The sequence below is a fragment of the Geothrix fuzhouensis genome (assembly GCF_024609325.1).
Taxonomy (GTDB): domain Bacteria; phylum Acidobacteriota; class Holophagae; order Holophagales; family Holophagaceae; genus Geothrix; species Geothrix fuzhouensis.
In genome coordinates, this window is sequence record NZ_JANHMQ010000003.1 from 26,644 (window position 1) to 52,888 (window position 26,245).

Annotated in this window: 22 protein-coding genes and 1 other RNA gene; 9 read left to right on the top strand and 14 right to left on the bottom strand. The window is 63.8% G+C overall.

Annotated elements, in window-relative coordinates; all coding sequences use genetic code 11:
* Positions 1 to 205: 205 nt before the first annotated feature.
* Together NOV74_RS11555 and NOV74_RS11560 are read left to right on the top strand one after the other, a co-directional pair.
* Entirely contained in the window at positions 206 to 589 is a 384-nt protein-coding gene (locus NOV74_RS11555; protein ID WP_257312530.1) for a BlaI/MecI/CopY family transcriptional regulator, read from the top strand.
* On the top strand, positions 586 to 2,595 hold the full coding sequence (locus tag NOV74_RS11560) for a M56 family metallopeptidase (protein WP_257312533.1): 2,010 nt from the start codon (positions 586 to 588) through the stop codon (positions 2,593 to 2,595). Before NOV74_RS11555 ends, NOV74_RS11560 begins: the two co-directional genes overlap by 4 nt.
* A 58-nt stretch (positions 2,596 to 2,653) precedes the next feature.
* On the opposite strand, the gene NOV74_RS11565 is transcribed toward NOV74_RS11560, so the two are convergent.
* The 4 genes from NOV74_RS11565 to NOV74_RS11580 form a co-directional block, all read right to left on the bottom strand.
* Entirely contained in the window at positions 2,654 to 4,420 is a 1,767-nt protein-coding gene (locus NOV74_RS11565) for a hypothetical protein (protein ID WP_257312535.1), read from the bottom strand.
* Between the two features lie 209 nt (positions 4,421 to 4,629).
* On the bottom strand, positions 4,630 to 6,618 hold the full coding sequence (locus NOV74_RS11570; protein WP_257312538.1) for a hypothetical protein: 1,989 nt from the start codon (positions 6,616 to 6,618) through the stop codon (positions 4,630 to 4,632).
* 156 nt (positions 6,619 to 6,774) lie between these two features.
* A complete protein-coding gene (locus tag NOV74_RS11575; protein WP_257312542.1) occupies positions 6,775 to 8,826 on the bottom strand; it encodes an ATP-dependent DNA helicase in 2,052 nt (683 codons plus the stop codon).
* A gap of 142 nt (positions 8,827 to 8,968) precedes the next feature.
* A complete protein-coding gene (locus NOV74_RS11580) occupies positions 8,969 to 9,427 on the bottom strand; it encodes a 23S rRNA (pseudouridine(1915)-N(3))-methyltransferase RlmH (protein WP_257312544.1) in 459 nt (152 codons plus the stop codon).
* An 89-nt stretch (positions 9,428 to 9,516) separates the two neighbouring features.
* On the opposite strand from NOV74_RS11580, the gene NOV74_RS11585 reads away from it, so the two are divergent.
* The 6 genes from NOV74_RS11585 to ssrA all read left to right on the top strand — a co-directional run bounded on the left by NOV74_RS11585 (position 9,517) and on the right by ssrA (position 13,352).
* On the top strand, positions 9,517 to 10,137 hold the full coding sequence (locus NOV74_RS11585) for a hypothetical protein (protein ID WP_257312547.1): 621 nt from the start codon (positions 9,517 to 9,519) through the stop codon (positions 10,135 to 10,137).
* A gap of 293 nt (positions 10,138 to 10,430) precedes the next feature.
* Positions 10,431 to 11,486, top strand: a complete 1,056-nt coding sequence (locus tag NOV74_RS11590) for a hypothetical protein (RefSeq protein ID WP_257312549.1) — start codon at positions 10,431 to 10,433, stop codon at positions 11,484 to 11,486.
* Between the two features lie 94 nt (positions 11,487 to 11,580).
* Complete coding sequence (locus NOV74_RS11595; RefSeq protein ID WP_257312551.1) at positions 11,581 to 12,054, top strand: YcxB family protein; 474 nt, start codon at positions 11,581 to 11,583, stop codon at positions 12,052 to 12,054.
* The gene (locus NOV74_RS11600) at positions 12,054 to 12,632 is read left to right on the top strand and encodes a DNA-3-methyladenine glycosylase (protein ID WP_257312554.1); all 579 of its coding nucleotides are present in this window, start codon (positions 12,054 to 12,056) and stop codon (positions 12,630 to 12,632) included. Before NOV74_RS11595 ends, NOV74_RS11600 begins: the two co-directional genes overlap by 1 nt.
* Positions 12,633 to 12,662: 30 nt before the next feature.
* Positions 12,663 to 12,866 carry a tautomerase family protein gene (locus NOV74_RS11605; RefSeq protein ID WP_257312557.1) on the top strand — a complete coding sequence of 68 codons (204 nt, stop codon included), beginning with the start codon at positions 12,663 to 12,665 and terminating at the stop codon, positions 12,864 to 12,866.
* Between the two features lie 95 nt (positions 12,867 to 12,961).
* Positions 12,962 to 13,352, top strand: a transfer-messenger RNA (tmRNA) gene (gene ssrA / locus NOV74_RS11610).
* A gap of 284 nt (positions 13,353 to 13,636) precedes the next feature.
* Here the strand turns inward: ssrA and NOV74_RS11615 are convergent.
* A complete protein-coding gene (locus NOV74_RS11615) occupies positions 13,637 to 16,105 on the bottom strand; it encodes a DUF5666 domain-containing protein (RefSeq protein WP_257312560.1) in 2,469 nt (822 codons plus the stop codon).
* Between NOV74_RS11615 and NOV74_RS11620 the strand changes: the two genes are divergently transcribed.
* Complete coding sequence (locus tag NOV74_RS11620) at positions 16,077 to 16,526, top strand: hypothetical protein (RefSeq protein ID WP_257312563.1); 450 nt, start codon at positions 16,077 to 16,079, stop codon at positions 16,524 to 16,526. The two genes, NOV74_RS11615 and NOV74_RS11620, sit on opposite strands and share 29 nt — an antisense overlap.
* Before the next feature lie 99 nt (positions 16,527 to 16,625).
* Here the strand turns inward: NOV74_RS11620 and lgt are convergent, their stop codons facing one another.
* The 9 genes from lgt to NOV74_RS11665 all read right to left on the bottom strand — a co-directional run bounded on the left by lgt (position 16,626) and on the right by NOV74_RS11665 (position 26,029).
* Positions 16,626 to 17,495, bottom strand: coding sequence for a prolipoprotein diacylglyceryl transferase (gene lgt, locus NOV74_RS11625; protein WP_257312565.1), 870 nt, complete (start codon positions 17,493 to 17,495; stop codon positions 16,626 to 16,628).
* 89 nt (positions 17,496 to 17,584) lie between these two features.
* Positions 17,585 to 18,025: a DsrE family protein gene (locus NOV74_RS11630; RefSeq protein WP_257312568.1), complete on the bottom strand. Its 441-nt coding sequence runs from the start codon at positions 18,023 to 18,025 to the stop codon at positions 17,585 to 17,587.
* A 237-nt stretch (positions 18,026 to 18,262) separates the two neighbouring features.
* Positions 18,263 to 18,958 (bottom strand): FecR family protein, encoded by a 696-nt coding sequence (locus NOV74_RS11635; RefSeq protein WP_257312570.1) that lies wholly within the window; start codon positions 18,956 to 18,958, stop codon positions 18,263 to 18,265.
* Positions 18,958 to 20,337: a sigma-54-dependent transcriptional regulator gene (locus NOV74_RS11640; RefSeq protein WP_257312573.1), complete on the bottom strand. Its 1,380-nt coding sequence runs from the start codon at positions 20,335 to 20,337 to the stop codon at positions 18,958 to 18,960. The genes NOV74_RS11635 and NOV74_RS11640 overlap by 1 nt, the downstream gene beginning before the upstream one ends.
* Before the next feature lie 7 nt (positions 20,338 to 20,344).
* A complete protein-coding gene (locus tag NOV74_RS11645; RefSeq protein ID WP_306672466.1) occupies positions 20,345 to 22,120 on the bottom strand; it encodes a CHASE2 domain-containing protein in 1,776 nt (591 codons plus the stop codon).
* Between the two features lie 30 nt (positions 22,121 to 22,150).
* Positions 22,151 to 22,939, bottom strand: coding sequence for a hypothetical protein (locus NOV74_RS11650; protein WP_257312580.1), 789 nt, complete (start codon positions 22,937 to 22,939; stop codon positions 22,151 to 22,153).
* 51 nt (positions 22,940 to 22,990) lie between these two features.
* A complete protein-coding gene (locus NOV74_RS11655) occupies positions 22,991 to 23,434 on the bottom strand; it encodes a hypothetical protein (RefSeq protein WP_257312583.1) in 444 nt (147 codons plus the stop codon).
* A gap of 359 nt (positions 23,435 to 23,793) precedes the next feature.
* Positions 23,794 to 25,872: an AAA family ATPase gene (locus NOV74_RS11660; protein ID WP_371748443.1), complete on the bottom strand. Its 2,079-nt coding sequence runs from the start codon at positions 25,870 to 25,872 to the stop codon at positions 23,794 to 23,796.
* 7 nt (positions 25,873 to 25,879) lie between these two features.
* A complete protein-coding gene (locus tag NOV74_RS11665) occupies positions 25,880 to 26,029 on the bottom strand; it encodes a lmo0937 family membrane protein (RefSeq protein ID WP_257312587.1) in 150 nt (49 codons plus the stop codon).
* Positions 26,030 to 26,245: the final 216 nt, after the last annotated feature.

Here is a 26,245-nt window from a genome sequence, read left to right on the forward strand (position 1 = left end):
CTGAGGCAAGAAAGGGACTGGCCACGGCCACCCCTTTCCGTTCAACGGGGAAGGCTCCGCCCTGGAGAGGGGAGCCCTCGGCGCTTCCCATGGTGACAATCATTAACATTGACAATAATCAAGATAAATAAATTACGAAGGTTTTCGTTGACAGCTACGAAACCTGTCGTATCTTTTCGGCATTCCTATCGCGGAGTCCGAGCCCATGCAGCCTGCCCCTCGTCCCACCGATGCCGAACTCGCCATCCTCCGGGTGCTATGGGAGCGGGGACCGAGCACGGTCCGGCAGGTCTTTGAGGTGCTGTCGGCGGACCGCGAACTCGGCTACACGACCGCGCTGAAGATGCTCCAGATCATGCATGAGAAGGGCCTGGTACAGCGGGATGTCACGGACCGCACCCATGTGTTTTCGGCCACCCAGACCCAGGTTCAGACCCAGCGGAACCTGCTTGGTGACCTGCTGGACAAGGCATTCGGTGGCTCGTCCCTGAGCCTGGTGATGCAGGCCCTGGCCACGCGCAAGGCTAGCCGCGAAGACCTGGCGGAGATCCGGAGGATGCTCGATCAGGCGGAAGGAGGGAAGCGATGAATCAGCTGTTGTCGCTTGTCCAGGAACCCTGGGCCCAGGCTTTGGGTTGGAGCCTGCTGCATTTCCTCTGGCAGGGCGCCGCCCTGGCGCTGCTGGCCTGGCTGCTGCTGGCCCTCCTGCGGGGTGCCCCTGCCCAGGCGCGCTACGGAGCCGCCTGCGCCTTCCTCCTGCTGATGGCGGCGGCCCCGGTGGCCACGTTCCTGCTCATCCAGCGGCAGACCCCCGCCCTGGCCCAACCCCCGCGTGTGACTGTGGCAGCGGCCGGATCCGCGGTGGCCCCCACCCTCGTCGATGCCCCGCTCGCCCTGCGCGTCAAGACCGCCCTGGATCCCGCCCTGCCCTGGCTGCTCGGCACCTGGGCCCTGGGCGTGCTGCTGCTGTCCACCAGGTTCCTCGGCAGTTGGGTCCGCGTGCAGCGCCTGCGTCGCCACAGCGCCTCCCCCGTCCCCGCCGAATGGCACCTGGTGCTGTCGCGGCTCTGCCGGGAATTGAAGCTCTCCCGCACGGTGCGCCTGCTCCAATCCGCCGCCGTGGAAGTGCCCACGGCCCTGGGCTGGCTGCGCCCCATCATCCTGCTGCCGGCCTGCGCCCTCACGGGCCTGGCCCCCCTCCAGCTGGAGGCCGTGCTCGCCCATGAGCTGGCTCACATCCGGCGTGGCGACTTCCTGGTGAACCTGCTCCAGTCCCTGGTCGAAGTCGTGCTCTTCTACCACCCAGCCGTGTGGTGGCTCTCCGGCCGCATCCGCGCCGAGCGCGAGCTCTGCTGCGACGACGTGGCAGCGGGCCTCTGCGGTGATCCCTTGATCCTGGCCCGCGCCCTCACCGACCTCGAGGCCCTGCGCGAGCCGGCCTCCTCTACTCCCACCCATCTGGCCCTGGCCGCCAACGGAGGTTCCCTCATGCACCGCGTCCGCCACCTGCTGCAGCCCACCACCCCCACCACCAGCAGCGCTCGTACGGCCGCCCTGGCCCTGTTGACGGCCTCCCTCCTGGGCGCCGCGGGCGTGGCTTTTCAGGGCAAGGACAAGGAGCCCTCACCCAAGGCCGCCCAGACCACGCGCGTGAAGGTGATCGACGGCGACCGCCAGATGGATGTGCGCCTGGAGGGCGAGGTCAAGCTCGATCCCGCGGCGAAGGAGCCGGTGACGGTACCCGGCGCCGGCAGCTTCCGCGTCGAAGAGAAGAAGGCCGGGAAGGCCCGGACCTATACCGCCACCAAGGACAAGCGCACCTACACGGTGGACGGCCAGGAGCAGCCTCTCGACGCCGAGGGTGAGGCCTGGCTGCGGGAGACCGTTAAGGATGCAGCCAAGGCTCAAAAGGCCAAGGACAAGGCCCAGCGCATCGAGATCCGCACGCGGCGCATGGACGCGCAGACCCGCGAACTTGACGCCCACCTGAAGGATCTGGACGCGCACCTGAAGGATCTCGATCGCCTCCCGGAGCTGAGCCCCGAGGAGCGCGCCAAGGTCCGCGCCGACCTGGACAAGGCGAGGGCGGACCTCGAGAAGGCCCGCGCCGAGCGCCGGAAGGTGCGGATGGAGGTGATCCGGAAGAAGGGCGAGGCCGGGAAGGATGTGGAAATCCTCACCGAGGACGTGGGCCCCGACATGGTCGTAATCCGCAAGAGGGTGGACGGCAAGGATGTCATCGAGAAGCGCGCGAGGGTGGCGGGCAAGGGCCATGGCGGCACCGGGACTTCCGTCAACCCCGAGGATGAGGAGGACATGGTCGTGGAAGTCCCTGGGGACATCACCGTCCCCCCCATCCACATTCCCGAGATCCACATCGGTCACCCGGGCGTCGAAGCCGATCCCCAGGTGGAGATCCGCGCCCTCCAGTCCGCCATGAAGTCCATGCAGAAGCGCCTGGACCAGCTCCAGAAGCAGATGGCCGAAGCGCCGAGGGGCGTTGTCGTACCGCCGCCTCCTCCGGTGCCGCCAGCGCCGCCCGCTCCACCAGCGCCTCCAACACCACCGACAAATCCCGGACCTGACCGCCAATAGATCCCAGAACCTTTTTGACGCCCCCGGCCTAGTCCTTGTAGCGGGAGGGAGCCCGCCCTCAGTCGGCGTGTGACAAGGCCACCCCATCCCGGTGGAGGCGGAGAACCTGAGCTCGATCCCTCTTCCACTCCGCCAACCCCTGTTCCCGTGCCTTGTCATCGAAGAAGGCCGGTCGAAGTTCCTGGGTGCACCTCAACGTCACCCTTGATGCGGGCCCTTCCCTTTGAACCTTCGCCGTCCAGTTGAGGGTCCGAAACGGGGAATCGATGGTCAACCTGGGAAGCAGTGGTTCGACCACCCATGGAAGGTGATAGGTGGCCTGAAGCTCAAGCCTCCCCTGGAGGCGAACCAGGACAGGGAGTCGGCGGGCCACTCCCACCTTTTGAATGATCTGGGGTACGGGGGGCAGTCCCCAAGCGACAAGGGTCTCGCCGTTGGCTTCCGGCCGGAGCGCCCCCGGCTGTACGACCTTGGCGGTCACGGTGAAGGGCTGGGAAAGGTCTAGCGGGTCCCCGATTCGGTCGATCTCGAGCGTCGCGGCAGGAGAAAGATCCAACACAGCCGCCAGGCGCTGCTGGATGCCTTTGTCGCCCTCCTTGAGCATGCCATTCCTCAGTCCGAATAGATCGCCGGTCTCCACGACCCTCAGCTTGGCCGTGCACTTTCGGGCGGTATCGACCTCCCCCTCCAGGGAGATCCAACCAGCGGGAACCTCGACGGCGGAGGTCGGAATGCGCACCCAGACGGCGCCTCTTGAGGTGCAGATCATCACCCGTTGGTCCCGGAGGTAGGCAGGCAATAGGCCGAGTGGCGTGAGGCGGCTGGTCGGGTCCACCAGGAGAAATCGGCCTTGGGGTGTGCCTATCTCTGCCGGGAACCCGAGACTCTTCTCCAGCTTGATGGCGCCGATGGCATGGTCGAAAACATTGGGACTCGGCACCTCATCTTCTTCGATGAGCCCGTGGCCGATGAGGGCCAATACCGGATGAACCTCAAGGTCCAGACCCTTCGCCTCGCTCAGCAGACAGCAGGTGAGATCCTTGCAGTCACCGTAGCGGTGACGCACAACCTCGGGGCCCGGGTCGGGGAACCAGCCACGGTCCGGGCTGAGGTAGACCTGCTTGTAGGTGAGTTCCTTCGCCATCCAGCGAGAAATGGTCTTGAGGGCCTCCCGGATCTCCATGCCGCGGGTGTCCATTGGCTTCGATGGCTGGAACCGGGGCTGGTATTGCTGATCCACCCACTCGGCCAGCTTGTCCCAGTTCTCGGTGGAAGGGCCCTCGCGAAAATCCGGATCCAGGAACCGGATCGTCACGGATGGGAAGGTATTCCGGGGATGAGATGAGGCACCCTCATCCTTCGGGATGGCTGGGATGGCGTCCGCTTTCACGAATCGACCTGGCACCACCTGGGGGTTCTTGAGCCAGGGCTCTGCGTGGCGGACATCCAGCTGAATCGACACGTTCTTGAGGTCGGTGAACCATCCTCCAGAAGCGGCGGCTTCGAGTTCCCATCTGCGAACCGGGTGCCTCTGCATGATCCCAGCGACGGCAGTCGGACCCATCGGGTGTCGGAGGGACTCCAGCGATTCGAAAGCCAGGATGCTGCCCTTCATGGCTCTGGGCAACCGGAAGCCTGTGGCGACAGCCGTGGTGATCTCTCCACTGAGATCGCCGTCCAGTGTGACCACGGCGTCGGTATCCAGTTGGGTGAGATCCCCGTCCGGCCGCAGGTTCCACCCTTTCAGCCGCCGTACCTTGCTCTTGCCACCCCCCAACCCAAACAGGAAGTACGAAGCTTCTCCCAGGCCGCGATCATCCAGCACTTTGACAACCCGGTATCGATGGATCCGAATTTCTCCATCGCCGACATAAGCAAATTCGGTGCGATCGAGAAGAACCCACGCATCGGCCTCAGCGGGTTCGGGGTCCCCCGAAGCGGCCATGGTGGCACGGGCAACCCATGAAGGCAGGTCTCGAAGGTCATTCGCGAGAAGGCTGATCGACAGCGGAAGAAGGAAGAGGGCAAGCCGGTTCATCGAACCTGCTCCAGCCGGATCGTTTTCTCCAGCGATTCCTTGATCCAACCGCAGAAGGTCCGCAGATCATCGTACGCCTCTGCCTTCTCGAAGAACCCCGTCACGTCCAACCGCAGAACCACCCGCACGGAGCTCACACCACCCTGGGTTTCCAGTGCGGCGAGCCAATTCACCGAACCAAACCGGTTCTGGCGCAACAAGGGCGTGAGTGACGCGCAGCGGTACCCGGAAGGAATCTTGAAACGCGAGACCGCGAGCAGGGTGCTCCGGTAGGGAAGGAGGATGGGTTCGGAACGCAAGCCGGGAAACGCACTGGGCATCTCCAGCGGCTCAGGCAAGGCCGGAAATGGACGAACGTCTCGTTCCCCTGCTGAATCGAATTCGCAGCGGCCTTCCACGCTCCAGGACAGGTTGTGGTAGGGGTCCTGGGCATGCAGAACTTCCGCCTTCGCGAGCGCCAGGTACTTACTCGCATGCTCGAGATCCTCCCTCAGCAGGCGGTTCTGGCCCGGACCATCAAGAGGACGAAGCCGATTCCGAGCGAGGTAGTCGGGAAGCCCGGAGAATTCCGCGGTGGCCGAAAACGACTCCCCCTCATCGTCCAGGGATACCTGGTATTGGAACTGCTGTTGATTGGCCAACGCAGACTGGACTGGCACGGTATAAGGCGTGGCCTTCCAGGTCCCAGTATCGATCAAGACGGCGTTCGTCCCTTGATATTCGGGGAGGATGAGCCCTGGTGATGCGAAGCGCAAGGTCGGATCCAGCCAGAGAATGCCCTTGCCGGATTCCTCTACTCCAATCAGGTAGTGGGAGTACTGATTTGTATCCAGAACGTTGTAGTCGAACAGAAGGAGGTTCCGATCGGCCACGAGGCAGAGCAATGGTTTGATCCCTGATTCCCGGAGTAGGTAGTAATACATGGACTGCATGCCGTATCGGGTGGTCACGCCCAGTTCAGCGATCACATTCAGGTTCCAGGATTTCCGCATGTTCCAGTAATCCAGCCAATCGCTGTAAGAATGAATCCCCTTGTCAGCAGACATTTCCGCGAATGTGCTCTGGTCGATATTTCGGATGCGGGCGTTCAGGCGCATGAGGAGGGCGCTCGCACGGGCATGTGGTGTCGCGGGAAGATCCTTGAAGAGTGCCTCCTGGAGCGCGTGGTAGGCATCCCCCGTGTGCCACCCGCGCTCAAAGACCGGTCGCAGGTCTTGCGTGGCATGCTCGTTCCAGAACAGAATCGCGCGCGCTCGCGGATCCTGTTCCTTTGCGGCGCCCTTCGTGAGGCCACGCACAACCTGCCGATCGAACACCACGATTCTGGGCAGATCCAGGACCGTTTTCAGTCCGAAGGGAACGTTCTGCTCCGGCAGAAGATCCGAGAGGACAAACCGTCTGAGCCGCGCCTCATCGATCACCTCGGAGCGGACTCCCTTGCCGGGCATGACCATATAGGAACGGCGAACATCCTTTGCAATCTCGATCACCGCCTTTCGAACGGGGAACTTGCTCCCGAGATAGTGAATGTAGCGGGACGAACGGAAGCCCAGCTGAGGCTCTTCCCAACGCGCCTCGAACACGCAATCACCATTGATTCCAGGCGGGATGACCACGGTCCGTTTGGCTTCCCATCTGCTGGTCTCAATCTTCGACTTCACTTGGAAGTCCTTCAGGCTATCAAACCCGATGGATTTGCCGTCCGGATAACAGGTTCGACCTTCGATGCTTGGAGCGTCGCCCAGGAAAAGAAGCAGGCTGGCCGCCTCCCTCCCCTGGTCTGCCAGGATTCTCACCCTGTACGTCCTGATCAATTTCGATTTCTCGATGCCGTACTTATCTTCGAGCACGATTGCACCCGAAGTGCCAGGTGCGGCGTTCTCTTTCATGGCCCAGACCTCGGCCGGGATGGGTTCCCAAGCTGCCGCCCTGATCCCACGGGCAGGCATCACCACGGCGAGCAGCAACAGAAGGTGTCGGATCAATGAAGCCTCCTGCCAAGTCCTCCAGGGCTTGAACTCATTCGACGGCGATCGCCGAAGGATCTCCTGGGCCAACCTGGTTTTACGAAGTCTTGGGGGTTCCTCCCTCATGATCGCCGATGGCGACCCCGCGGGAAAGACTGCCGATTCACGCTGGACTCACAACTGCCGCAGAAAGGCCTCCACCCGCTCCCAGTCCCGGGTCACCGGGAAGGGTGGGAGGGCGGCGCGGACCTGGGCGGCGTAGCGCTTTCCCAGGCGATCCTCGCTGGGCAGCATGAGGCGTGGGTCCAGCACCGCCACCACGCCGCGGTCGCCGCGGGTGCGGATGAGGCGGCCGATGCCCTGCTTGAGCTTCAGCGTCATCTGGGGCACCTGGATGCCGATGAAGCCGAGACCGTCGCGCTGGGCATCCGCCTCGCGGATGCGGGCCTGGAGTACGGGATCGTCCGGGGGCGCGAAGGGCAGCGCCGAGACCACCACGAGGCTGAGGGCATCCCCGGGCAGGTCCACGCCCTGCCAGAAGCTGGCAAGGCCCAGCAGGGCGGCCTGGGGCGTGGCGCGGAAGCGATCCAGCAGCTGCGTGCGCGACAAACCATCGCCCTGCACAAAGAAGGTCATCTCCGGCAGGGCTTGCTCCAGGCGCGGCCGGAAGGCGGCCAGCATCTTGCGGCTGGTGAAGAGCAGCAGAGCCCGGCCCCGGCTGGCCCGCAGCATGCGTTCCATGGCCGAAAGCGAGGCTTCGATCCAAGCGGGATCGCCCACGCCACCGCCGCTGCCCGGGCGGCGTTCGGGCAGATCCGGCGGCACGAAGAGCAGACCCTGGGCTTCGAAATCGAAGGGGCTTTCCACGTGCTCGGAGGCCTCCACCTCGGCTTTCGAGAGGCCCAGCCGCAGGCCAAGGCCATTGAAGCCACGGCCATCGCGCAAGGTGGCGCTGGTGAGGATCACACTCTCGAAGCCGCGTCGCACATGCTGGTGGAAGAAGGGCCGCACGTCCACGGGGTTCGACTTGAAGTGGACGAGGTTCGGGCCTTCCCGGTTGAGCGTGGACACCCAGCCGTCGGGCTGGGCGAAGATCTGCTCCATGCGGGAGAAAGCCGTGCCTACGCGTTCGGCGAGGCGCATCCAGGCGGGGTTCTCAGGATCGGCGGCGCCGAGGCGGCGTGCCTCCATCCACAGGGGATGGCCCGCCTCCACCCAGGTGCCCACGGCGTCCGCCAGAGCCTTCATCTGCGGACCCGGCGCCAGCAAGGGCAGGACGCCGCCTTCCAACGGCACCCAGGACAGAATATCGGACCAGGCCCGCTCCCAGGGCTCCAGCAGGGCCGCGAGGCCCGCGCCCGAGCCCTTGGCGGCGTCGCGCAGATCCGTGAAGAGCAGGTTCATGGCGCGGCTGGACCAGGCTTCGGCGCAGCTTTCCGTGAGCTGCTCCTCCAGGTCGTGGGCCTCGTCGAGGATGAGCACCGGCGCGTCCGGCAGCACCTGGCCGAAGGCGGATTCGCGCAGCACCCGGTCCGCCAGCAGCAGCGCGTGGTTCACGATGATGAGGTCGGCCTCGGCCACTTCGGCCCGCAGCTTCGTGAGGAAGCAGTCCTCGTAGCGGGGGCACTGGCGGCCCGTGCAGCGCTCGGCGCGGGCGTTGATCTTGTCCCACAGAGGCGATTCGCCCTCCCCGAAGCGCCCCAGGCCTTCGCGGTCGCCATCCTGGGTTTCCCGGGTCCAGCGCTGGAGGGCCAGCCAGAGCTGCTGATCCGCGCGGGTGAACTCCAGGTGGGCGTCCGACGACACGGCTTCCCAGGCGGTCCGGCAGAGGTAGTTGGCGCGGCCCTTGGCCAGGACGGCCTTGACGGGGCGGCCCAGGATGCCCGCGGCCCGGGGAACATCCTCCTCCAGGAGCTGACGCTGGAGCTGCTTGGTGCGGGTGGCCACCAGGATGGGGTGGCGCCCTGCCGCCAGGGCCGGGACCAGGTAGCCCAGGCTCTTGCCGGTGCCCGTACCCGCCTCCACGGCCTGGATCACGGCCTCGGGCCGGGCGTCCGACTCGCCGCCACCGTCGCGCCATTTCTGGAAGCGCGCCGTGCCGTCCACCACCGTGTTGTGTACCAATTCCGCCATGCGCCGCTGGCCGGGTCGGTCCTCGGCGCCCGGGAAGCAGGCGAAGATCCGTCCCTCCGGCGGGGCGAAGTAGCGGTCCATGGGGTGCGCCATCTCCCCAGTCTGGGGCAAAGGCGGAAAAAGGGCGAATGACCGGACGGTCCCGACCGGGTGGGTCGCGAGGATCAGCGACACCCAAGCCCAGGATTCAAGGGGGACGCAGAGGCGGCGCAGCTGCCGGGCGGGTCCCCCTTGATTATTTGTGATAATCCTTGCCTCGCAGGATGGTGAACGCCCGGTACAGCTGTTCCAGGAGCATCACCCGGCTCAGCTCGTGGGGGAAGGTCAGGGGCGACAGGCTCAGCTGCTCGCGCACCTCGGCCTTGAGGGCCGGGTCGAAGCCATGGCTGCTGCCCAGGATGAAGGCCAGGCTCTCGCCCCGATCCATGTGCTCGCCCAGCCACTTCGCCAGCGCCGCGCTATCCCGGAGTTTTCCTTCCGGCGTGAGCAGGACAGGGCATGCCACGGCCTTCAGCTTCGGGCGCAGGCGCTCGGCCTCCTCTTTCAGCTGGCGGGCTGGGCTCCCTTTGCCTTCGGCCAATTCGGTCACCTCGATCCGGGCATAGGGGCGAAGCATGTCCAGGTAGTGGCGCTCCAGCCCCCGGCAGGGTTCCAGGCGCAGGCGGCCGAAGGCGATCAACCCGATGGGATACATGATCCCATTGTGATGAATTTCCCTTGGCAGCGCAGCGGGAAGACTGCAACATCCAATCATCCCGACCATCCCGTTCCGGAGGTTATCTCGTGCGACGTACCCTGATGCTGCCCCTCGCAAGCCTGCTCCTCGTGCCCGCATTCATGGGCTGCGGTGGTGACGAGATTCCGACCACCCCGCCTGCTGCCGCCACCGAGCCCGCCGATATCCTCTACCATCTGCAGTACCTCGCCGTCCGCAAGGACTTCAAGCACATCGCCCTCATCGCCCCCATCACGCCCGACGTGGTGTTCCCTTCGGCCCGGCAGATGCACATGGACGCCAAGGCGCTGGGCCTCACCCTCACCCCCGAGGAACTGAAGGGCCTGGGCGTCGAGCAGATAGCATCCAAGCTCGACGAGCTGCCGGGGGGCCCTGATCCCGTCAACTTCCCCGACTACACCGTGAAGGAAGCCCGGTTGGCCTACAACGCCGGCATCTACCGCCTGACCAAGGGCCTCACCGCCAAGTCCTGGGGCAAGATGCGACACATGGGCATCACCGACAACGCGGCCGCCCGGCAGTTCGGCTCCCAGACCGTCGTGAAGGACATGACGCTGGGCTTCGACGGCACCAAGATCCTTTCCGTCAGCTGCCTCAAGAAGCCGGATGGCAATTATGGCGTCTCCTTCATGCGCTACCTGGTGTCCGTCAAGAGCCTGAAGCAGTAGCAGCACCGCTTTCCCCCAGCGCAGCCCCGGGTAACCGGGGCTGCGCCATGCTTGGGCCGACCCTGCTGCAAGCCTTCCAGGATGTGGAGGAGAAGCTGAAGTGGCACTGGGAACCGGAGCCCTGGCCCTGGCGCTTCAGTGGGTGAGAAAGCTCAACGAGCTGCATGGCGGACACGCCACCCGTCACAACACAGCCCCGCCCGGCTTTTGCGGGTGGCTTTTCCTTCTGACGCCTGGGAAAATCCCCTATTGGGCTGGCGGGGCGTCCCTAGACACCGGCCCGAGGAGGATTCATGTCCAACAGGAATGTCGTCCATGTGGTCGGCACGGGCACCATCGGTGAACCGCTGATCGGTCTGCTGACGGAGTACAAGAAGGAACTGGGCATCGACGACGTGACGTTCCACAAGAACACCGTCAGTGAGCGCCCCAAGGTGAAGGCCCTGCTGCGCCGCGGCGCCAAGCTCGTGGTGGATCCCGACAAGCTGGAAGGCTTCAAGGCCTGGGGCATCGAGCCCGCCATGCTCCACGACCAGGCGCTCAACGAGGCCACGGTGGTCATCGACTGCAGCCCCAAGGGCCTGGACATGAAGGAGAAGCTCTACACGCACTACGAGCACAACACCAAGGGCTTCATCGCCCAGGGCAGCGAGTTCGGCTTCGGCACCATGTACGCGCGGGGCATCAACGATGACGTGCTCAAGAAGAGCGGCCAGTACGTGCAGGTCGTGAGCTGCAACACCCACAACCTCTCCTGCATCATCGACACCCTGGCCCTGGCCGAGGGCGAGGACAACCTGCTTGAAGGCAGCTTCGTTTGCATGCGCCGCGCCAACGACATCAGCCAGGTGAAGGACTTCTGCCCCGCGCCCCAGGTGGGCTCCCACAAGGACGGCAAGTTCGGCACCCACCACGCCCGCGACGCCTACCACCTGTTCCAGACCCGGGGCCTGGAGCTGAACCTCTTCAGCAGCGCCATCAAGCTCTCCACCCAGTACATGCACAGCCTCTGGTTCGACCTGCGCCTCAAGCGCCCCACCGACCTGGAGACCCTCAAGGCTCGCATCAAGGCCAACGACCGCATCGCCGTCACCGAGAAGAAGGACGCCAACACCGTGTTCTCCTTCGGCCGCGACCAGGGCCACTACGGCCGCATCCTCAACCAGACCGTGATCCCCATCAGCACCATGACCATGCCCAACGAGAACCGCGTGGTGGGCTTCTGCTTCACCCCCCAGGACGGCAACAGCCTGCTCTCCAGCGTGGCCGCCGCCCTGCGCTTCATCCACCCCGAGGACTTCGAGGAGCGCATCCAGGTGCTGAAGCCGTACTTCTTCGACGAAGTGTGAGGCAGGCTCGAATCGCTGCGCGATCTGAGAAAAGCGGGCCCGCGTTGCGGGCCCGTTTTGATGGAATGCTTTTCCCAACCCCACAGGGATGCCCATGCACATCACGGCCCACTACACCCTCACCGCCGACGAGGCCCTCCGGGGCGCGCGGAGCTTCAAGCGCATCTGGTACCAGGTATCCGTGGGCGCGGGCGTGGGGCTGGTGCTGCTGGGCGCCTACAGCCTCGCCACGGGGCCGCAGCGGGTGCCGGGCGTGTTCCTGATCCTGAACGGCCTGCTCTTCTCGCTGCTGCCGGAAGCCGTCCTGCGCCTGGCTCGGCGCCGGCGCGGCGTCGATGCCTACACCCCAGTGGAGGTGGTCTTCGACGACGAGGGGCTCACCCTCCGCACCGAAGCCAGCGAAGGCGGCCTGCCTTGGGCCGACTTCGCTAAGATCCAGCGCCAGAGCGGCTTCTGGATCTTCCGCACAGCCCCCTCCCGAGCCGTGCTCCTGCCCGAGCGGGCCCTGGATGCCGCCGCCGCCACGGAGCTGGAGGTCTTCCTCCGGGCCCGGAAGCTGATGCAGTGATGAACCTCGAAGGCCCCGCAGACCTCGTCGCCCAGGCCCTGCTGGGCATGGAGCTGACGTGCGGGGAGGTCGTCCTCCGCATCACGGAGGTCGAGGCCTACGGCGGCCCGGAGGACAGTGCGAGCCACGCACGGCACCAACGCACGACCCGCAACGCGCCCATGTGGGGGCCGCCGGGGCACGCCTACCTCTACTTCTGTTATGGCATGCACTGGATGCTGAACGTGGTGACGGGGCCCGGAGGTGAAGCGTCCGCCGTGCTCATCCGAGGCGCCGAGGTCGTGGCAGGGCTCGATACCGTGCTGCAACGACGGAAGACCGCGAAGCTCACACCCCAGCTCTGCGCGGGCCCCGGCAAGGTGGCCCAGGCCCTGGGCCTGGACCGGACGTTCACAGGCCACAATTTGATGACCCCAGGAGGGCTCGAGCTGCGGCCCGGGACGCCGCCCACGGGCATCCTCGCAGGCCCCCGCCTAGGCATCGCTTTCGCCACCCCGGAGGACCAGGCCCGCCCCTGGCGTTTCGCCGATGCCGGCAGCCGTGCCGTCCTGCAACGCAAGGCCCTCAGGCCCCTCTGAATCCGTCTATGCTTCCCCCGGGAGGTCGCCATGCCCTACGTGAACATCCGCATCACCCGTGAGGGCGCCACCGCCGAACAGAAGGCCCGGCTCATCCAAGGCGCCACCCAGCTCCTGGTGGACGTGTTGGGCAAGAATCCCCAGACCACCGTGGTGACCATCGACGAGGTGGACCTGGACAACTGGGGCATCGGTGGGGAGACCATCACCGCGCGGCGGAAGCAGGGGAAGTAACTCCCGTCCCTTGTGGATCCGGGGAGGAGTCCTCATACTCAGGATCCGCTTCAACTGAACCTTCGAGGGGGGGAAGAAGAAGCCGCTCGACGCATGGGGGTGACCGGTTTCGACAGGTCGTGATCCAGGTGTTCGGTGCAGGCGGGGGTTGGACGGCTGGCCCCCTTATCAAGCCGCCCAAATCAAACTGCCAACGATAACTTCGAACTGGCTCTCGCTGCCTAGGGCAACCTAGGCTCCGAGCGAGTCCTCGGGATCTCTGGGTACCGAGCTCGTTAAACCTCCGAAAGGGTGGCTTCGGCCTGCCGGACGGAGGTACCAGATAGGCCGCCGCGACGCCCCCTGACAGCGGCCGAGATAAGGGGGCACACGTCCCGAGCGGCTCGTCCGTTCCCCGCCGGGAGGTTTCAAGAGCGGACCAAGCCTGTGGAAGAGCCGCCATCCGGCATGTCTTGGACGTGGGTTCGAGTCCCACCACCTCCACCAAAGAAAAGCCCCCGCCCGCGGGGGTTTTTCTTTGGTGGAATTGCCGCTGCGGGCAGGTAGGCGCCCTCCGGGCAGGACTTGATGTCCTGCCCGGAGGATCAGCGCCGTGCCCAGCAGCGACACGCCAAGTGCCTCCCAATCGGGGCCTTATTTTGTGGTGGAAATAAGAAAGGCGGGAGTCGAAATCGCAGAAGGGCTGGCAGGCTGACTCGGGCCCATCCTGGGCGCCGGCCCCATTCGCCAGTCCTGGCGAATGGGGCCGAACCATCCCTTGAGGACTGCCGTCAGTGGACGGTCACCCAACTTGAAACGAGCTTGTAGGTGCCGGCGTCATAGAACAGCAATCCTCGGACCTGGACATCGCTGCCGTTGGTGATGGCTCCGAGGCCCTGCAGCTGAGTCCCCGCCTGCTGGTAGACCTGGATGGTGGTGGTCCCGGCGAAGGAGGCAAACGCCGAATCGGAAGGCAGGGTCAGGGTGAAGGTCGCCTGGGAGCCGCTGGCGGCGTAGGCCGACACCACGCCGTGGAGTCCCTGCTGTTCAAGGCGGACTTGGCTGGCGGTGAGGGTGCCGAGGCCGGAACCACCACTCATCATGCCGCCGCCCATCATGCTGCTGGTGCTGACCACTGCGAGCTTCTGGCCCTTGACGAGGCTGGTGGGGCCGAAGGCGGGGGTGAAGGGCAGGTTGGTGAGGTCGACGTCATCCGCATCGTAGCTGTAGGGAACGGAAGCAGGCAGGGCGACGGTGATGGTGCCGCCGATGGAGGACGCCATCATGCCGCCGCCCATGCCGCCATTGGCCACCAGAGTCAGCTGGGTCGGGGGATTCCCGGTGATGGAAGTGACGAGGCCACTCCCCATCATGCCGGTCGAGTCCGTGCCCATGTATTCCACGCGCTGCGCTAGGTAGGAACCATCAGCCTGAAGCGTCGCATCCACGGCCACCATCATGCCGGTGCTCAGCATGCCCATCCCGGTCAGGCCGGCACTGGGGAACTGGGTGGCGCTGGTCGTGGTGAAGGTCGTCGCCTGGACGCCCATCATGGACCCCATCGTGAACTGCGGCCCGGCCATGCTGGACACCAGACCCACCTGCTGCTGCATGCCCCCTTGCCAGGGATTCGCCCCGTTCGCCGCCACGGCAGAGGTCATGGCCGTCAGGGTGGGCGTGAAGGCGACGTTGCCGGAAGCATCGATGGAAACCGATGAGGCCATGTTCATGTCGAAGTTCAGGGCCATGGGCGAGGTTCCCACGGTCAGCGTCGGGCTGAAGGGAACCATCGCCGTGAAGGGCCCGGCCATCGTCTTCTGCGTATAGGTGTGAGTCGTTGGGTCCACGTAACCCATGGACACCCCTGAAAGGGTGATGGCGGCCTGAGTGTAGGAGCCCTGGGGCACGTTCAGGGCGGAGATCGGCTGCATCGTGCCCATGGTCTGCATCATCTCCACCGGCGCGGCCGTGGGCATCACGTTCACGGTGCTGCCATCGGTCTTCGTGAGTAGGATCGAGTTGACGGTGTTCCCGAAGGCCATGATCCAGTCAGCGGGCGCGTCGCCCAGGCCCACCTGCATGGCCGTGGAACCTGCGACTGGAGGTGCCACGGTCACGGCGGCACCCGGTTCAATGACCGTTGCGACGAGTTTGTAGGTTCCGGCGTCATAGAAGAGCAGGCCACGGGTCTGGATGTTGGTTCCATTCGAGACGGTCGTGAGTCCGCGAAGGTCGGTCCCCGCCTGCTGGTAGACCTGGATGGAGGCGGCGCCCGTGAGGGTGGTGAAGGCCGAATCGGTCGGCAGGGTCAGGGTAAAGGAGGCCTGGGAACCGCTGGAAGTGTAGGCCGACACGGAGCCGTGGAGGCCCTGCTGTTCAAGGCGCACCTGGCTGGCCGTCACGGTCCCAAGGCCGCCCATCATGCCACCCGCCATCATGCCGCTGCCGCTCACCACTTCCACCTTCTGGCCCTTCACCAGATGGGTGGCATCGAAGGTGGGCGCGAAGGAAAGCCCCGTGAGATCAACCCCATCCGAATCGATGTTGTAGGGGACCGAGGACGGCAGCGAGACGGTGATCGTCCCAGCGATGGAAGAGGCCATCATGCCGCTGCCCATGCCGCTGTTGGTGACCAGCGTGAGTTGGGTCGGGGGATTCCCGGTGATCGAGGAGACCAGGCCGCCGCCCATCATGCCCGTCGATCCTGTGCCCATGTACTCAACCCGCTGGGCCAGGTACGAGCCATCCGCCTGCATCATGGCATCCACCGCCACCATCATGCCGCTGCCCATCATCCCCATGCTGGTCATGCCCGAGCTGGGGAACTGAGTGCTGCTGTTGGTCGTGAAGGTGGAGGTCTGCATCCCCATCAGCGAACTCATGGTGAATTGGGAACTGGACTGGCTGGTGACGCTGCCCACCATGTGCTGCACGCCGCCCTGGAAGGGGTTGAGCGCGGTGCCGGACACGGACCCCATGGCGGCCGTCATGACCGGGCTGAAGGTGACGTTCCCGAGGCCATCAATGGACACCGAAGAGGCCATGTTCATGTCGAAGTTCAGGGCCATGGGCGAGGTCCCCACGGTCATGGAAGGACTGAACGGCACCGTGGCCGTGAATGGGCCCGCCATCGTCTTCTGGGTGTAGCTGTGCGAGACAGGATCCATGTAGCCCATGGACACGGATGCAACCGTGACCGTGGCCTGGGTGTAGGTCCCCTGGGGCACCTTCATGGCCGAGACCGGCTGCACAGTGGCCATCAACTGCATCATTTCCATCGGGGTGGACGTGGGCACCACATTCACCGAAGTCCCATTGGAATTCATGAGCGAGATCGAGTTCACGGTCATTCCGAAGGCCATGATCCAATCCGCCGGAGCATCACCCAGGCTCACCTGGATGGTTGTGGCCGTGGGCGTCGGGGCAGGAGAAGACGTCCCGGATGAGGCGGATGAGGAACTTCCGCCGCCACAACCCATCAAGCCGAAACCGCCGACCAGGAGAAGTGCTCCTGCGGCCAACCGGGTCCTGTTTCGAAGCAACATGTCTTCCTCCTGGGTCGAATGGGGAACGCATCTCTTGGATGCCGTGAAGGCCAGCCCTGGTACGTCAATCAAGGACAGTTCAAGAGGCGTGCCAACTGTATCTAAACGGGTTACGCCAATGGCTGGGGCAATCTGACCCGAACATTCCACCGCTTCGGGTCAGATTGTCCCGGTGCTGGAAGCCCACCTGGCCCCTTGGTCCCACCTTCAGCGGGTGGCAGCGCACCGAGGCGACTCATGGGCGATGAGCCCCGGTGTGATCCATCGCTCTTGCATACATCGCACCGCTCACCATTCCGAACGCGATCAGCCCCAGCTGAAGCGCGGTCATCCCAGCCCAGACGGTGACATCCCGATCACCGTGGAGAAATTCAAGACCAAACCGAAGGAAGGAATAGCCACCAAGATGGAGCCAGAACACCCTCGACCAAGGGCCATTCTTGGCGGTCAGAGTACGCATCAAGAGGATGACCAGACCCGCCAGTGCCAGGTCTCCAAGAGCTTCGTAAAGCTGGACGGGGTGAAGCGGGACGGTGCGCAATGCTGAAGGGTCGGTGAAGCCTTTGGCGACACTCCAGATCCAGGCCTCGCTATCGACCTGGTGGTTGGCCACAAAGCTTGGAAGGGTGACCCCGAATCTGGGCAGGGATATTCCCCAGGGCAAGCTGGTAGGGGTGCCCCAGGCATCCCCATTCAAGAAACAGCCAACCCGTCCAAGGGCCTGACCGATGAGCACCGCTGGACTGGCCACGGCGAAGTAGTGCCAGAAATCCACCCGCTCCTTTTTGAAGCGAATGAAGGCCGCCAGGACTCCGCCTGCGATGCCCCCCGTGATCGATAAACCCCCCTCCCAGAACCTGAAGAAGCTCAAAGGATCAGCAGGGATGGCCTTGAAGTCCCAAAACAGAAAATGAGAAATCCTGGCCCCAAGGATGGCCCCCACAAGAATCCATATGAGGTTGTCCAGGAAGAGTTGGGGACTGAGCCTTGCCTTCCTTAACCGGAGGCTGACCAGCCAAGAGCCCCCCAGGATGCTGAGCAGGAAATAGAATCCTTCGTAGAAATAGAAGACTTTGAAACCAAGGTTCAGATGGATGGGGAACATGCAGGTTGCCCTCGCAGCAGCTGGCAAGATCGACTTTGAACCCATTCGACCTGGGCACGGGAAGCCTGGAAGCAACGTGGAAATGCGGGTCAGGGTTGGATCTGGACGTAGCCCTGTTGTACGAGATCGATGAGGCGCCCCACGGCCCCCGTATTCACCTTCACGCCTGGCAAAAGATCCTCGTTGCCCCAGTTGTGGGCTTTCATGGAAACGGCGCACTCCTCGATCTGGACCCCCTGCTTCTGCAGCTCCAGCACAAGTCCCTTGTAGGGGTTGCCCGTATTGACTTGCCGGTAACCGTTGTACGCCTGGTCATTGAGGATCAGGTAGGCAGCATCTCCATGAAAAAGCCCGATGATGTCCCCTTCCGTATGGAGTTCCTTGAACCGCTTGGCCAACAAACCCATGTATTTCATGCCGACCGGCATGTCTCCGCTGAAGGCCAGGTGGTCCAGATTGAAGACCACGTGGGCCTTCTTCAAAGTGATCGGAACATCAATGTGGATCGCGTGAGGAGCCTTGGCATCCACCTTCTCCTCCGCTCGAAGAAATGCCCCTCCAGTCGACAAGACGACAAGAAGAGAGGAAGCGAGCAGCCTGGTTATGAATGCAGGGTGTCTCATGATGAGTCTCCTCAGGCAGGACGCACCGCAGGGTGGTACCCAAGGATGCTGTTCAGGCATTGGATGTTCTGAAAGATTCTTTTGTTCCAAAATGGTTATATTATTATAAATACCTATTTTGATTGCACCTCTGGATACCGAGGATCAGTGATGCATGGGCCCGGATCCGGAAGGCATCCCCTTCGGCATGGACCCGGGTGACATGGCCCCAGGACCCATGGTTCCATCCGGGAGCATCCCCTGGGTCCAGGCCTTCTCGTCGAAGCCTCGCATGGAGATGGGCTGGATCTGAGGCAGCAGGTCGGGTCCGAACCTAGCCCATTCACCGGCCTTGACCCGGACCGGCTCCGCATGGACAGCCTTGGGAAGGACTTCCACCACCCCCTCGAAGACGACCAGCGTGGACTTCCCTTCCTTGCCCACTTCGACCCCGTACCGGGTCCCGCGCACGGCCAGGAGGGCACCCGGAACTGCGACCTGCCGCTCCTGCCGGTTGCCAGCGACGAGGGCCTGGAAGAAGGCCTTGATCCGCCCCTTCTCGACGACGAGCAGAACGCCGGGTTCTCCGCCCGCGAGCTTGACCTGGGTGTTCGCATACACCTCGAATCGCGACATGCGTTCGGGGACGGCGATCACCGCCCGAGCCCACCAGCCCGTCGTCACCCCATCCCCGGACCGGGCTGAATCACCCTTGGCGACCTTGACCGCTTTACCCTTCTCACCTCCCGGCAAGCGGTAGACAGACCGCTTGGTCTCTTCGAACCGGTAGGTGAGCGTGTCGGGCACGGGTGCTGGAACCTGGAGCAGAGTGAACATCAGCGGGGCAAGCATGGGAATCATCATTCACCTCCCTCAAGATCTTCCATAGCGTCACCTTCAGTCCGCCTGAGCTTGCGGGAAAGGGTCTTGCGCTCGATGCCCAGGATCCGGGCGGCTTCGGTCTTATTGCCCTTGGTGTGAGTCAGCACCGAAAGGATGTAGGTCCGCTCCATCTCTTCCAGGGAGACGAAGGGCTCCTGGAAGCTCATGTGAGTGAACATCGCGGGGGACCCATGTGGCTCCACTGAGGTCACGGCCCCCAGGATCTTCCGGAGCACCACCGCATCTTCAAGCGCCCCGGTCTCGATGATCATCCGCCGGATCACATGCCCAAGTTCCCGGATATTCCCTGGCCACGGGTGCGCCGCCAGAAGGGCAAGCACGTCCTTCGTCGCAGGCCCCGACTCTGGCTGGCCGAGTTCGCGATGGAAGCGCTGCTGGAAATGGGTGACCAAGGTCGGGAGGTCGGAGATGCGGTCCTGCAAAGCCGGGATGGAAATTTCGTAACCGGCCAGGCGGTAGTAGAGATCCTGCCTGAACGTCCCCGAAGCGACCATGGCTTTCAGGTCCCGATGGGTTGCGGCGACCACCCGAACGTCCACAGACTCTGGCTTCTCCGCGCCGAGGGGCAGGACCAGCCCGTCCTCCAGGAACCGGAGGAGCTTGACCTGAAACGTCGGAGAGATCTCCCCGATCTCATCCAGGAAGACTGTGCCGCCATTCGCCTGAGCCAGGGCACCGCGCCGGTCTGTCTTGGCATCGGTATAGGCCCCTCGCCGATGGCCGAACAGTTCACTTTCGATCAGCGTGTCGGGGATGGCCCCGCAATGAACGGGAACAAAGGGCCCGTTCGGGTGGGGACCGAACCGGTGGAGCCCCTGGGCCACGAGCTCCTTGCCCGTTCCGGTTTCGCCATAGATCAGCACCGGCACTTTCATGGGGGCCACCCGCCCGATGGACTTGTAGACCTCCACAATGCTGGGATGGGAGCCGACGATCATGCTTCCAGGTCCGTCCTCAGCGCCGGGCAGGACGGAAGGCTGTTCCTTGAGTGCGGCCCGTACCCGCTCCAGCATGACCTCAAGGTCGAAGGGCTTCGCCAGGTAGTCGAACACACCGTCCTTCATCGCCTCCGCGGCCGATTCGATGCTGCCCTTGGCCGTCATCAGGATCAGGGGAGGCGGATCCGCTTGTTCCCGGACTTCCTTCAGCAGATCCAGGCCGTTCCCCCCGGGCATGTAGATATCACTGAGGATGAGATCCGGCCGGAACTTGCGGAGTGCCGCACGGGCGGCGGCGTAGCCGTCGGCCCGTTCCACCCGGTACCCACTCTTCTCCAAGGCCATGGCGACCATCTCTCGAATCGCCAGGTCGTCATCCACGACGAGAATGTGTTTCATGCCAGCCTCATTCGGCTTTTCGGGACAAGTTCAACGGAAGCCGAATCCGAAAAACACTACCACCCCCGGCTCTTTCATCAGCTTCCACGGTCCCACCGTGCCAGTTGACCACTTCTGCCACCAAAGCCAGCCCCAGGCCAAGGCCCGGCGCAAGACCCTGGGTGCTTCCACGGGCAAAACGCCCGAAGATCTTCTGCCGTTCCTGAGCGGGAATGCCTGGTCCCTGGTCTTCGACGTCCAGACACGCGGAATGCTCATCTGCCTTCAAGCGGATCAGAATCGGTGTTTCATCCGGGGAGAATTTGAGGGCGTTGGCCACCAGGTTTTCGATGACCCTTTCCAGAAGACCCTTGTCCCCCAGAACGTGCAGGTCGGGCTGGATCTCCGTGAAAATCTCGCGCCTGGTGCCAGCCCGCAGGAGAGCAGCCCGCTCGGTGCAGATGGACGATAGCTCCAACGGCCTGGCATCCCGCGCGAAGACTCTCAGGCGCAGCCGCTCCAGATCGAGCAGGGCATCCACCATCTCTGCGAGGCGGGAGGTCTCTGACACCACCATCTGGGCCACCCGGTTCCGTTCGGGGGCGGAGAGGTCGAACTGAGCCAAAAGCTGGGCCAACCCTTTCACGGAAGTCAGGGGTGTCTTAAGTTCGTGGGCCACCACGCGGCGGGCTTCCGCATCCTGTTTCCGGATCTCGGAGAGGCTCTCTTGAAGCCCTTCCAACTCGGCAATGCGTGTCTGGGCGTTGCCCATGGCCAGCTGGGTGCGGCGGGATCTGAGGAATCCCATCAAGGCCCCGACAAGAGCCAGCGCCATCAGGATCGTCACGGGGGCCCACTCCAGATGGAGGAATCGGAGCGATAGCACAGCAATCAGGAGCGGCGCCAGGATGACGCCAGGGGCCAGCAGGGGAATCGTGCGACCGGGGCGGGCCAGCATGAAGGTTCCCAGCCAGCCCAGGGCCAAGGCCAGCAAGGCATTGGCGAGTGGAGAGGCCAGGTGAAGCAGATCCTTCGACAGGATGGCCTCGGCTGAGATCGCCTCCACCATGACACCGGGCTCCGGTGACCCGCCCTGGGAGATGGGAGAGACAAACCGGTCACCCACGCCCGCGGCACTGGTGCCGATGAAGACGATTCGGCCCTGAAGGATCTCTGTTCCATGAGATTCAAGGACGGCTGCAGCGCTGATCTGCGGGATCGGCCGTGTCTGGAATCCGGGCCGAAGCATCAGGCCCACCGGGATGGGAAGCCTGGCATCCGCGAGCCGCGCTGCCGCCACGGGCATCGCGGGCAGCACCCTGTCGCCCAGTTGCTTCATGGAGGCGAACCTCCTGACCACGCCATCCCGATCCAGATCAAAGCTCACATGCCCCGTCGCCGTGGCGCCCAGGACGCGATTCGGTGACAGCCAATGGCCCGTCTCGTCCAGGCCCGTTGCGATCACGGAGGGCCCTTTCTTCAACGCCTGCGCCAGAAGGTCGTCTCCCTCTCGCGCCTCGGGGAACAAGAGATCCACCGCAATGCCCTTCGCTCCAGCGGAAAACACTTGATCCACCAATCGCGCAAGCTGAGCCCGGTCCCAGGGCCAACGGCCCGCCAACCGGATGGCCTCTTCATCAATGAGCACCACCGCGACTTTGGAAGCGGGCCTGGAGGGAAGGTTCCTGAGCATGGCATCGCGAACGAGCAGCTCGACCGGAGACAAGGCCCCCGATAATTGCAGCATGAGCACAAGGGCGGCAGCCAATGCGGGCCAGAGAGACCTCAGAGCACTACCTCCCATGGAACAGTTGTCGAGGTGGAATGGGGAGATTCACGGCCAGTACACGAAGCCAAGGCCCACGCTGGTTTTCGGGGATCCATCCGTGAGCCCGGCAATGAGGGATGCTTTCATCGCCAGCTTGGGGCTGAGCATCTTGAATACATCCAGCGAGAGGTCTCTCGGAGCCTGGGTACCCTCGTAAAGCGCCCCCCGGGCCTCGTATCCGAGGGAGAATTTCGCGGTACTCGTGTAGTAGGAGAGCCCAACGCCGGCGGTATAGATTCCGTCGCGGGTCGCCGGGGTGCTGGTTCCACTCGCAGACCCACTCTGGATCCACCCCCCGAGCAGATTCAGCTGGATCCGATCCCAGCGCTGGTGGATCGCCAGAAATCCTCCCACATCGGCTTTGCCCGTTCCCAGTCCCTTGTCGCTGTTCGCCGTGGGAAGCTTCAAGGCCAGTCCGCCATCCAGCGCATAGCCGGTGGCCGTCTCAGGGATGAAGCGATGCACGCCCCGGAGCAGGACGTCTCCCACGCCCGAAGCGGAGGCATCCACCCCGCCGCCCTGGGCGGTGAGGTGGAGCACGGGAACCGTCACATTCAGGTCGAAGGTGGAGGAGGCATAACCGACTGTGCCGTAGGCCAAGTTCAGCTTGCTCAAGGTGGACGTTCCGAAATCGCCTTGTTTGTGGCCGACGCCACCCTCCAGGTAAAGCGCGGGGTCCTGCGCTGAAAGACAAGTCGAGGCCAGCACCAGGGCGATCACGCCGCCCACGATCCAGACGGTCCGCCAAAGTGCCCGCTTGCGGGCCTTGACACTGGGTTCACAGCAGTCGTTCACGAGGTGCTCCTACACGGATGCGCTTGGCGTTCGTCCAGGACAGGTGAACGTTCAGGATTTGACACTGGGCTTGGGTTCCATGGCGGCCAGGGATTTGCCCATGGCCTCCAGTCGCTCGTTCGTGGTCTTCAGCAGGGCCGCATCCATCCGGCCGTCCCGCATCCGAGCCGCCATGGTCTTCATCATTCCGGCCATGGCGTCCATCATCCTGGACATCTCGGCCATCGTTTTCGGGTCCCTACCCTGGCTACGCTCCATGGTGCCAGCCATCTTCTCCATCATCTGGTGCATCTGGTTCATCGTGCCGACCATCCCGCGCATCATCTCGGCCTTCATCATCTGACCGCCCATCATCTGGGAGGCCATCTGGCCACTCATCGACGTGGGTTTCGTGCTCCCTCCCGTCATGCCGCCGCCGGACATCTGGGCCATGGCGAAACCCGTGCTGAGCAAGCTGAGGGCGAGGGTGAAGGCCGTGCGCGGTGTCCGGATCATGGGGTGCTCCCAGGGCAGATGGTGATGGATGGATTTGGAGAGGCGGGAGTCGAACGCCGTGAGTCGCGTTCGGCTGTCTACTCCGAGGTCGGTAGTTCAAGGACCGTGCCACCTGATTGCACAGGGGTTATCGACAGCAAGTGAGTCTTGCCGACTCGTTTCCATGATTGAGCGCGTCAGAATGACCCGGACCGAGTCCTTCGTCTATTGTACGAGCCGGTGCTACAGGCGCCCTGGTCATCGGATATGGATCTCGCCGAAGAGGTGGCCGCCCACCCTGACCCCCACGGGGGCTCTCGGAGAGGGGCACCCGAATCACCTTCGCTGATGGACCGCTCCATGCCGACCCTGATGCGGCCTCAGCTTGATTCGAAGGTGCGGATTTCGAGCAGCGCCTCACCCAGAGTCATCTCATGCTTTTCCAGCAGCTTGCCAACCAGGTGCTCGGTCAGGGGCATGAGCCCGGCCAGGATGGCCTTCGTTTCGCCATACAGGCGCTCGCTCTGCCCTTCCATGATGCTGCGGGTTTCCTCGTCCAGGTCAGGGGTGCCCTCGGATCGGTTCTGACTGAGCGCGCCAAAATTGAGGCGGGTCTTGCGGTACATGCCCATCTCACCCACGGCGTGGTGAAGCAGCTTCGTCACGCGGGTGATGTCGTTGTGGGCGCCGTTGGTGGTGCCCTCCTCGCCGAAGAACAGCTCCTCGTTGGCCATGCCGCCCAGGAGCACGTGCACCTCATGTTCGATGTCGCCCTTGGTCTTGAGCAGGTTGACCCCCTGCTTGTGGAAGACGAACCCCAGCGCGTTGGTGCGGGGGTTGGCCTTGAGCGAAATCTTGATGGTCTTCACCTCGGCCAGCATCTGCTCCCAGTTGTCGTGGGTCAGCTTGCGTTCGTGGTCGAGGTCCACCAGGAAGTGACCCCACTCATGGGTGGCGATGATGCGGCGGTCGCGCTGGCGTTCCAGGGTGGTTTCGATATTGACGTTGCCCACAAGCACCCGCTCGGCGGCCTGCATCAGGGTGTCTTCCCCGATCATGCTGCCCGCTTGCACCGCGGTGATGCCGGCTTGATTGACGATGGTCTCCAGGTCCGCGGGGCTGCGGCCCTCGGTCACGGCGACCAGGTGGCGAAGGTCCAGGTCCGGCAGCACCTTGTCGGCGCGTCGCCCCAGGTAGTGGGTGATGATCGCCAGGCGCTCTTCCTGGTTTGGCATGCGAAAGTCCACCTTCATCTGGAAGCGGCGCAGCATGGCTTCATCCATCGGCATGGTTTCGCTACTGAAGTTGCTGGCTACGATCCAGATGATCTCGGCTCCGTTTTTGCTTTGCACACCGTCCAGCACAGACAGGAAGGTGTTCGAGGTATCGTCGTCGAATTTGCGGCGCCCCCCGCGCTTCATGAAAAGATCCTGGGCCTCGTCCAGGAAGACGATGCAGCGCTTGCGCTTCGTCGCCTGCGCCAGGATGCGAGTCAGCGTGTTCGACCCCCCGGCGACGAGGCCGGTCTCCAGGTTGGCCGCGGAGTGGAACAGGATCGGCAGTCGAAGCTCCTTGGCCAGGTAGCTGGCCAGCTTGGTCTTCCCGGTACCTGCCGGACCACTGAACATCACATTGAAGGGCTTCACGATGCCGTACTCGGCATACTCCGCCCGGCGCTCGTATTGGTCCTTGATCTGGGCCACTTCGGCCTTGATGTCGTCCATGCCGACCAGGTCGTCGATGGAGCCATGCACCTGCGATGGCTCGATGAATTTGAGCGCCTTGAAGTGGCCCTTGAGCTGCAGGTAGACGAACCCCAGCATGCCCAGTACCAGCACCCCCGACAACAGGCCACTGGCGACGGTCAGCCAGGCGTATTTCTCGGACCGCGGACGGGCCCCGGAAAAGCGCACGTCCAGGCGCTCGATCAATCTGAGGTCGCCGGCGCTGAGCTCGCTGCGCGGGATGAAGACCAGCTTGCCACCCCAGGGCGCGGTGACGGCCTTGTCGGTGAAGATCTTGGTCTCCAGGTCGCTCGGGTAGTACGCGTAATACTTGCCGCGCGATTCGATCAGGACCATGCGCTCGGAGACATCCCACGTCAGTGGCTTATAGATCACATTGACCCGCTCGACCGGGTTGGTTTCCAGAAAGCTCAGCAGCGAGCTGGGGCCAACGACCACGGGCAGGTTGTCCTTGAGCGACCCCACCCCGCCGCCCGCCTGGCCCTCGGCGACCATGGCCTCGACCTGCCCGGCGAGCGCGGCCCGTTTCTGGGTCAGACTGGAAGAATACAAACCGGCGGCCGTGATCAGGACGACCAAGGCCAGCAGGATGAACATGACCACCGGTGGCTGGCCTTCCAACCAGACCAATAGCCGCCCCGCGGACCTTATGACCGCAGACCACAGGCCGGTCGCACCCCGTCCTGTGCCGCCGGGTTTGGGCGGATGGGACATGGCTGACCTAGAGCAACCGTCGTCCCTGAATGACCTGGACGATGATGGCAATGACGGCGAGCACCAGCAGCACGTGAATGAGCCCGCCCATGGTGTAGGCGGTCACGAGCCCCAGGACCCAGAGGACGACAAGGATGACGGCGATGGTCCACAACATGATGTGTTCCTTTCAGATGGGGCTCCCGTTCAGGAGGCCTCGACCACAGGGGTTGTCTACCTGCCTAGACCACAACAGGGCGCACCAAAGCGGTGGCCCTGGCAACAAAGCATCTTTCGGACCACTAAATAACACGTTCTTTTTCTTGTATTTATGAATACGATTCTAGAGCAAGCCCCGTTCGTCGATCATTCTGAAACAGCACCAGGTCAAGAC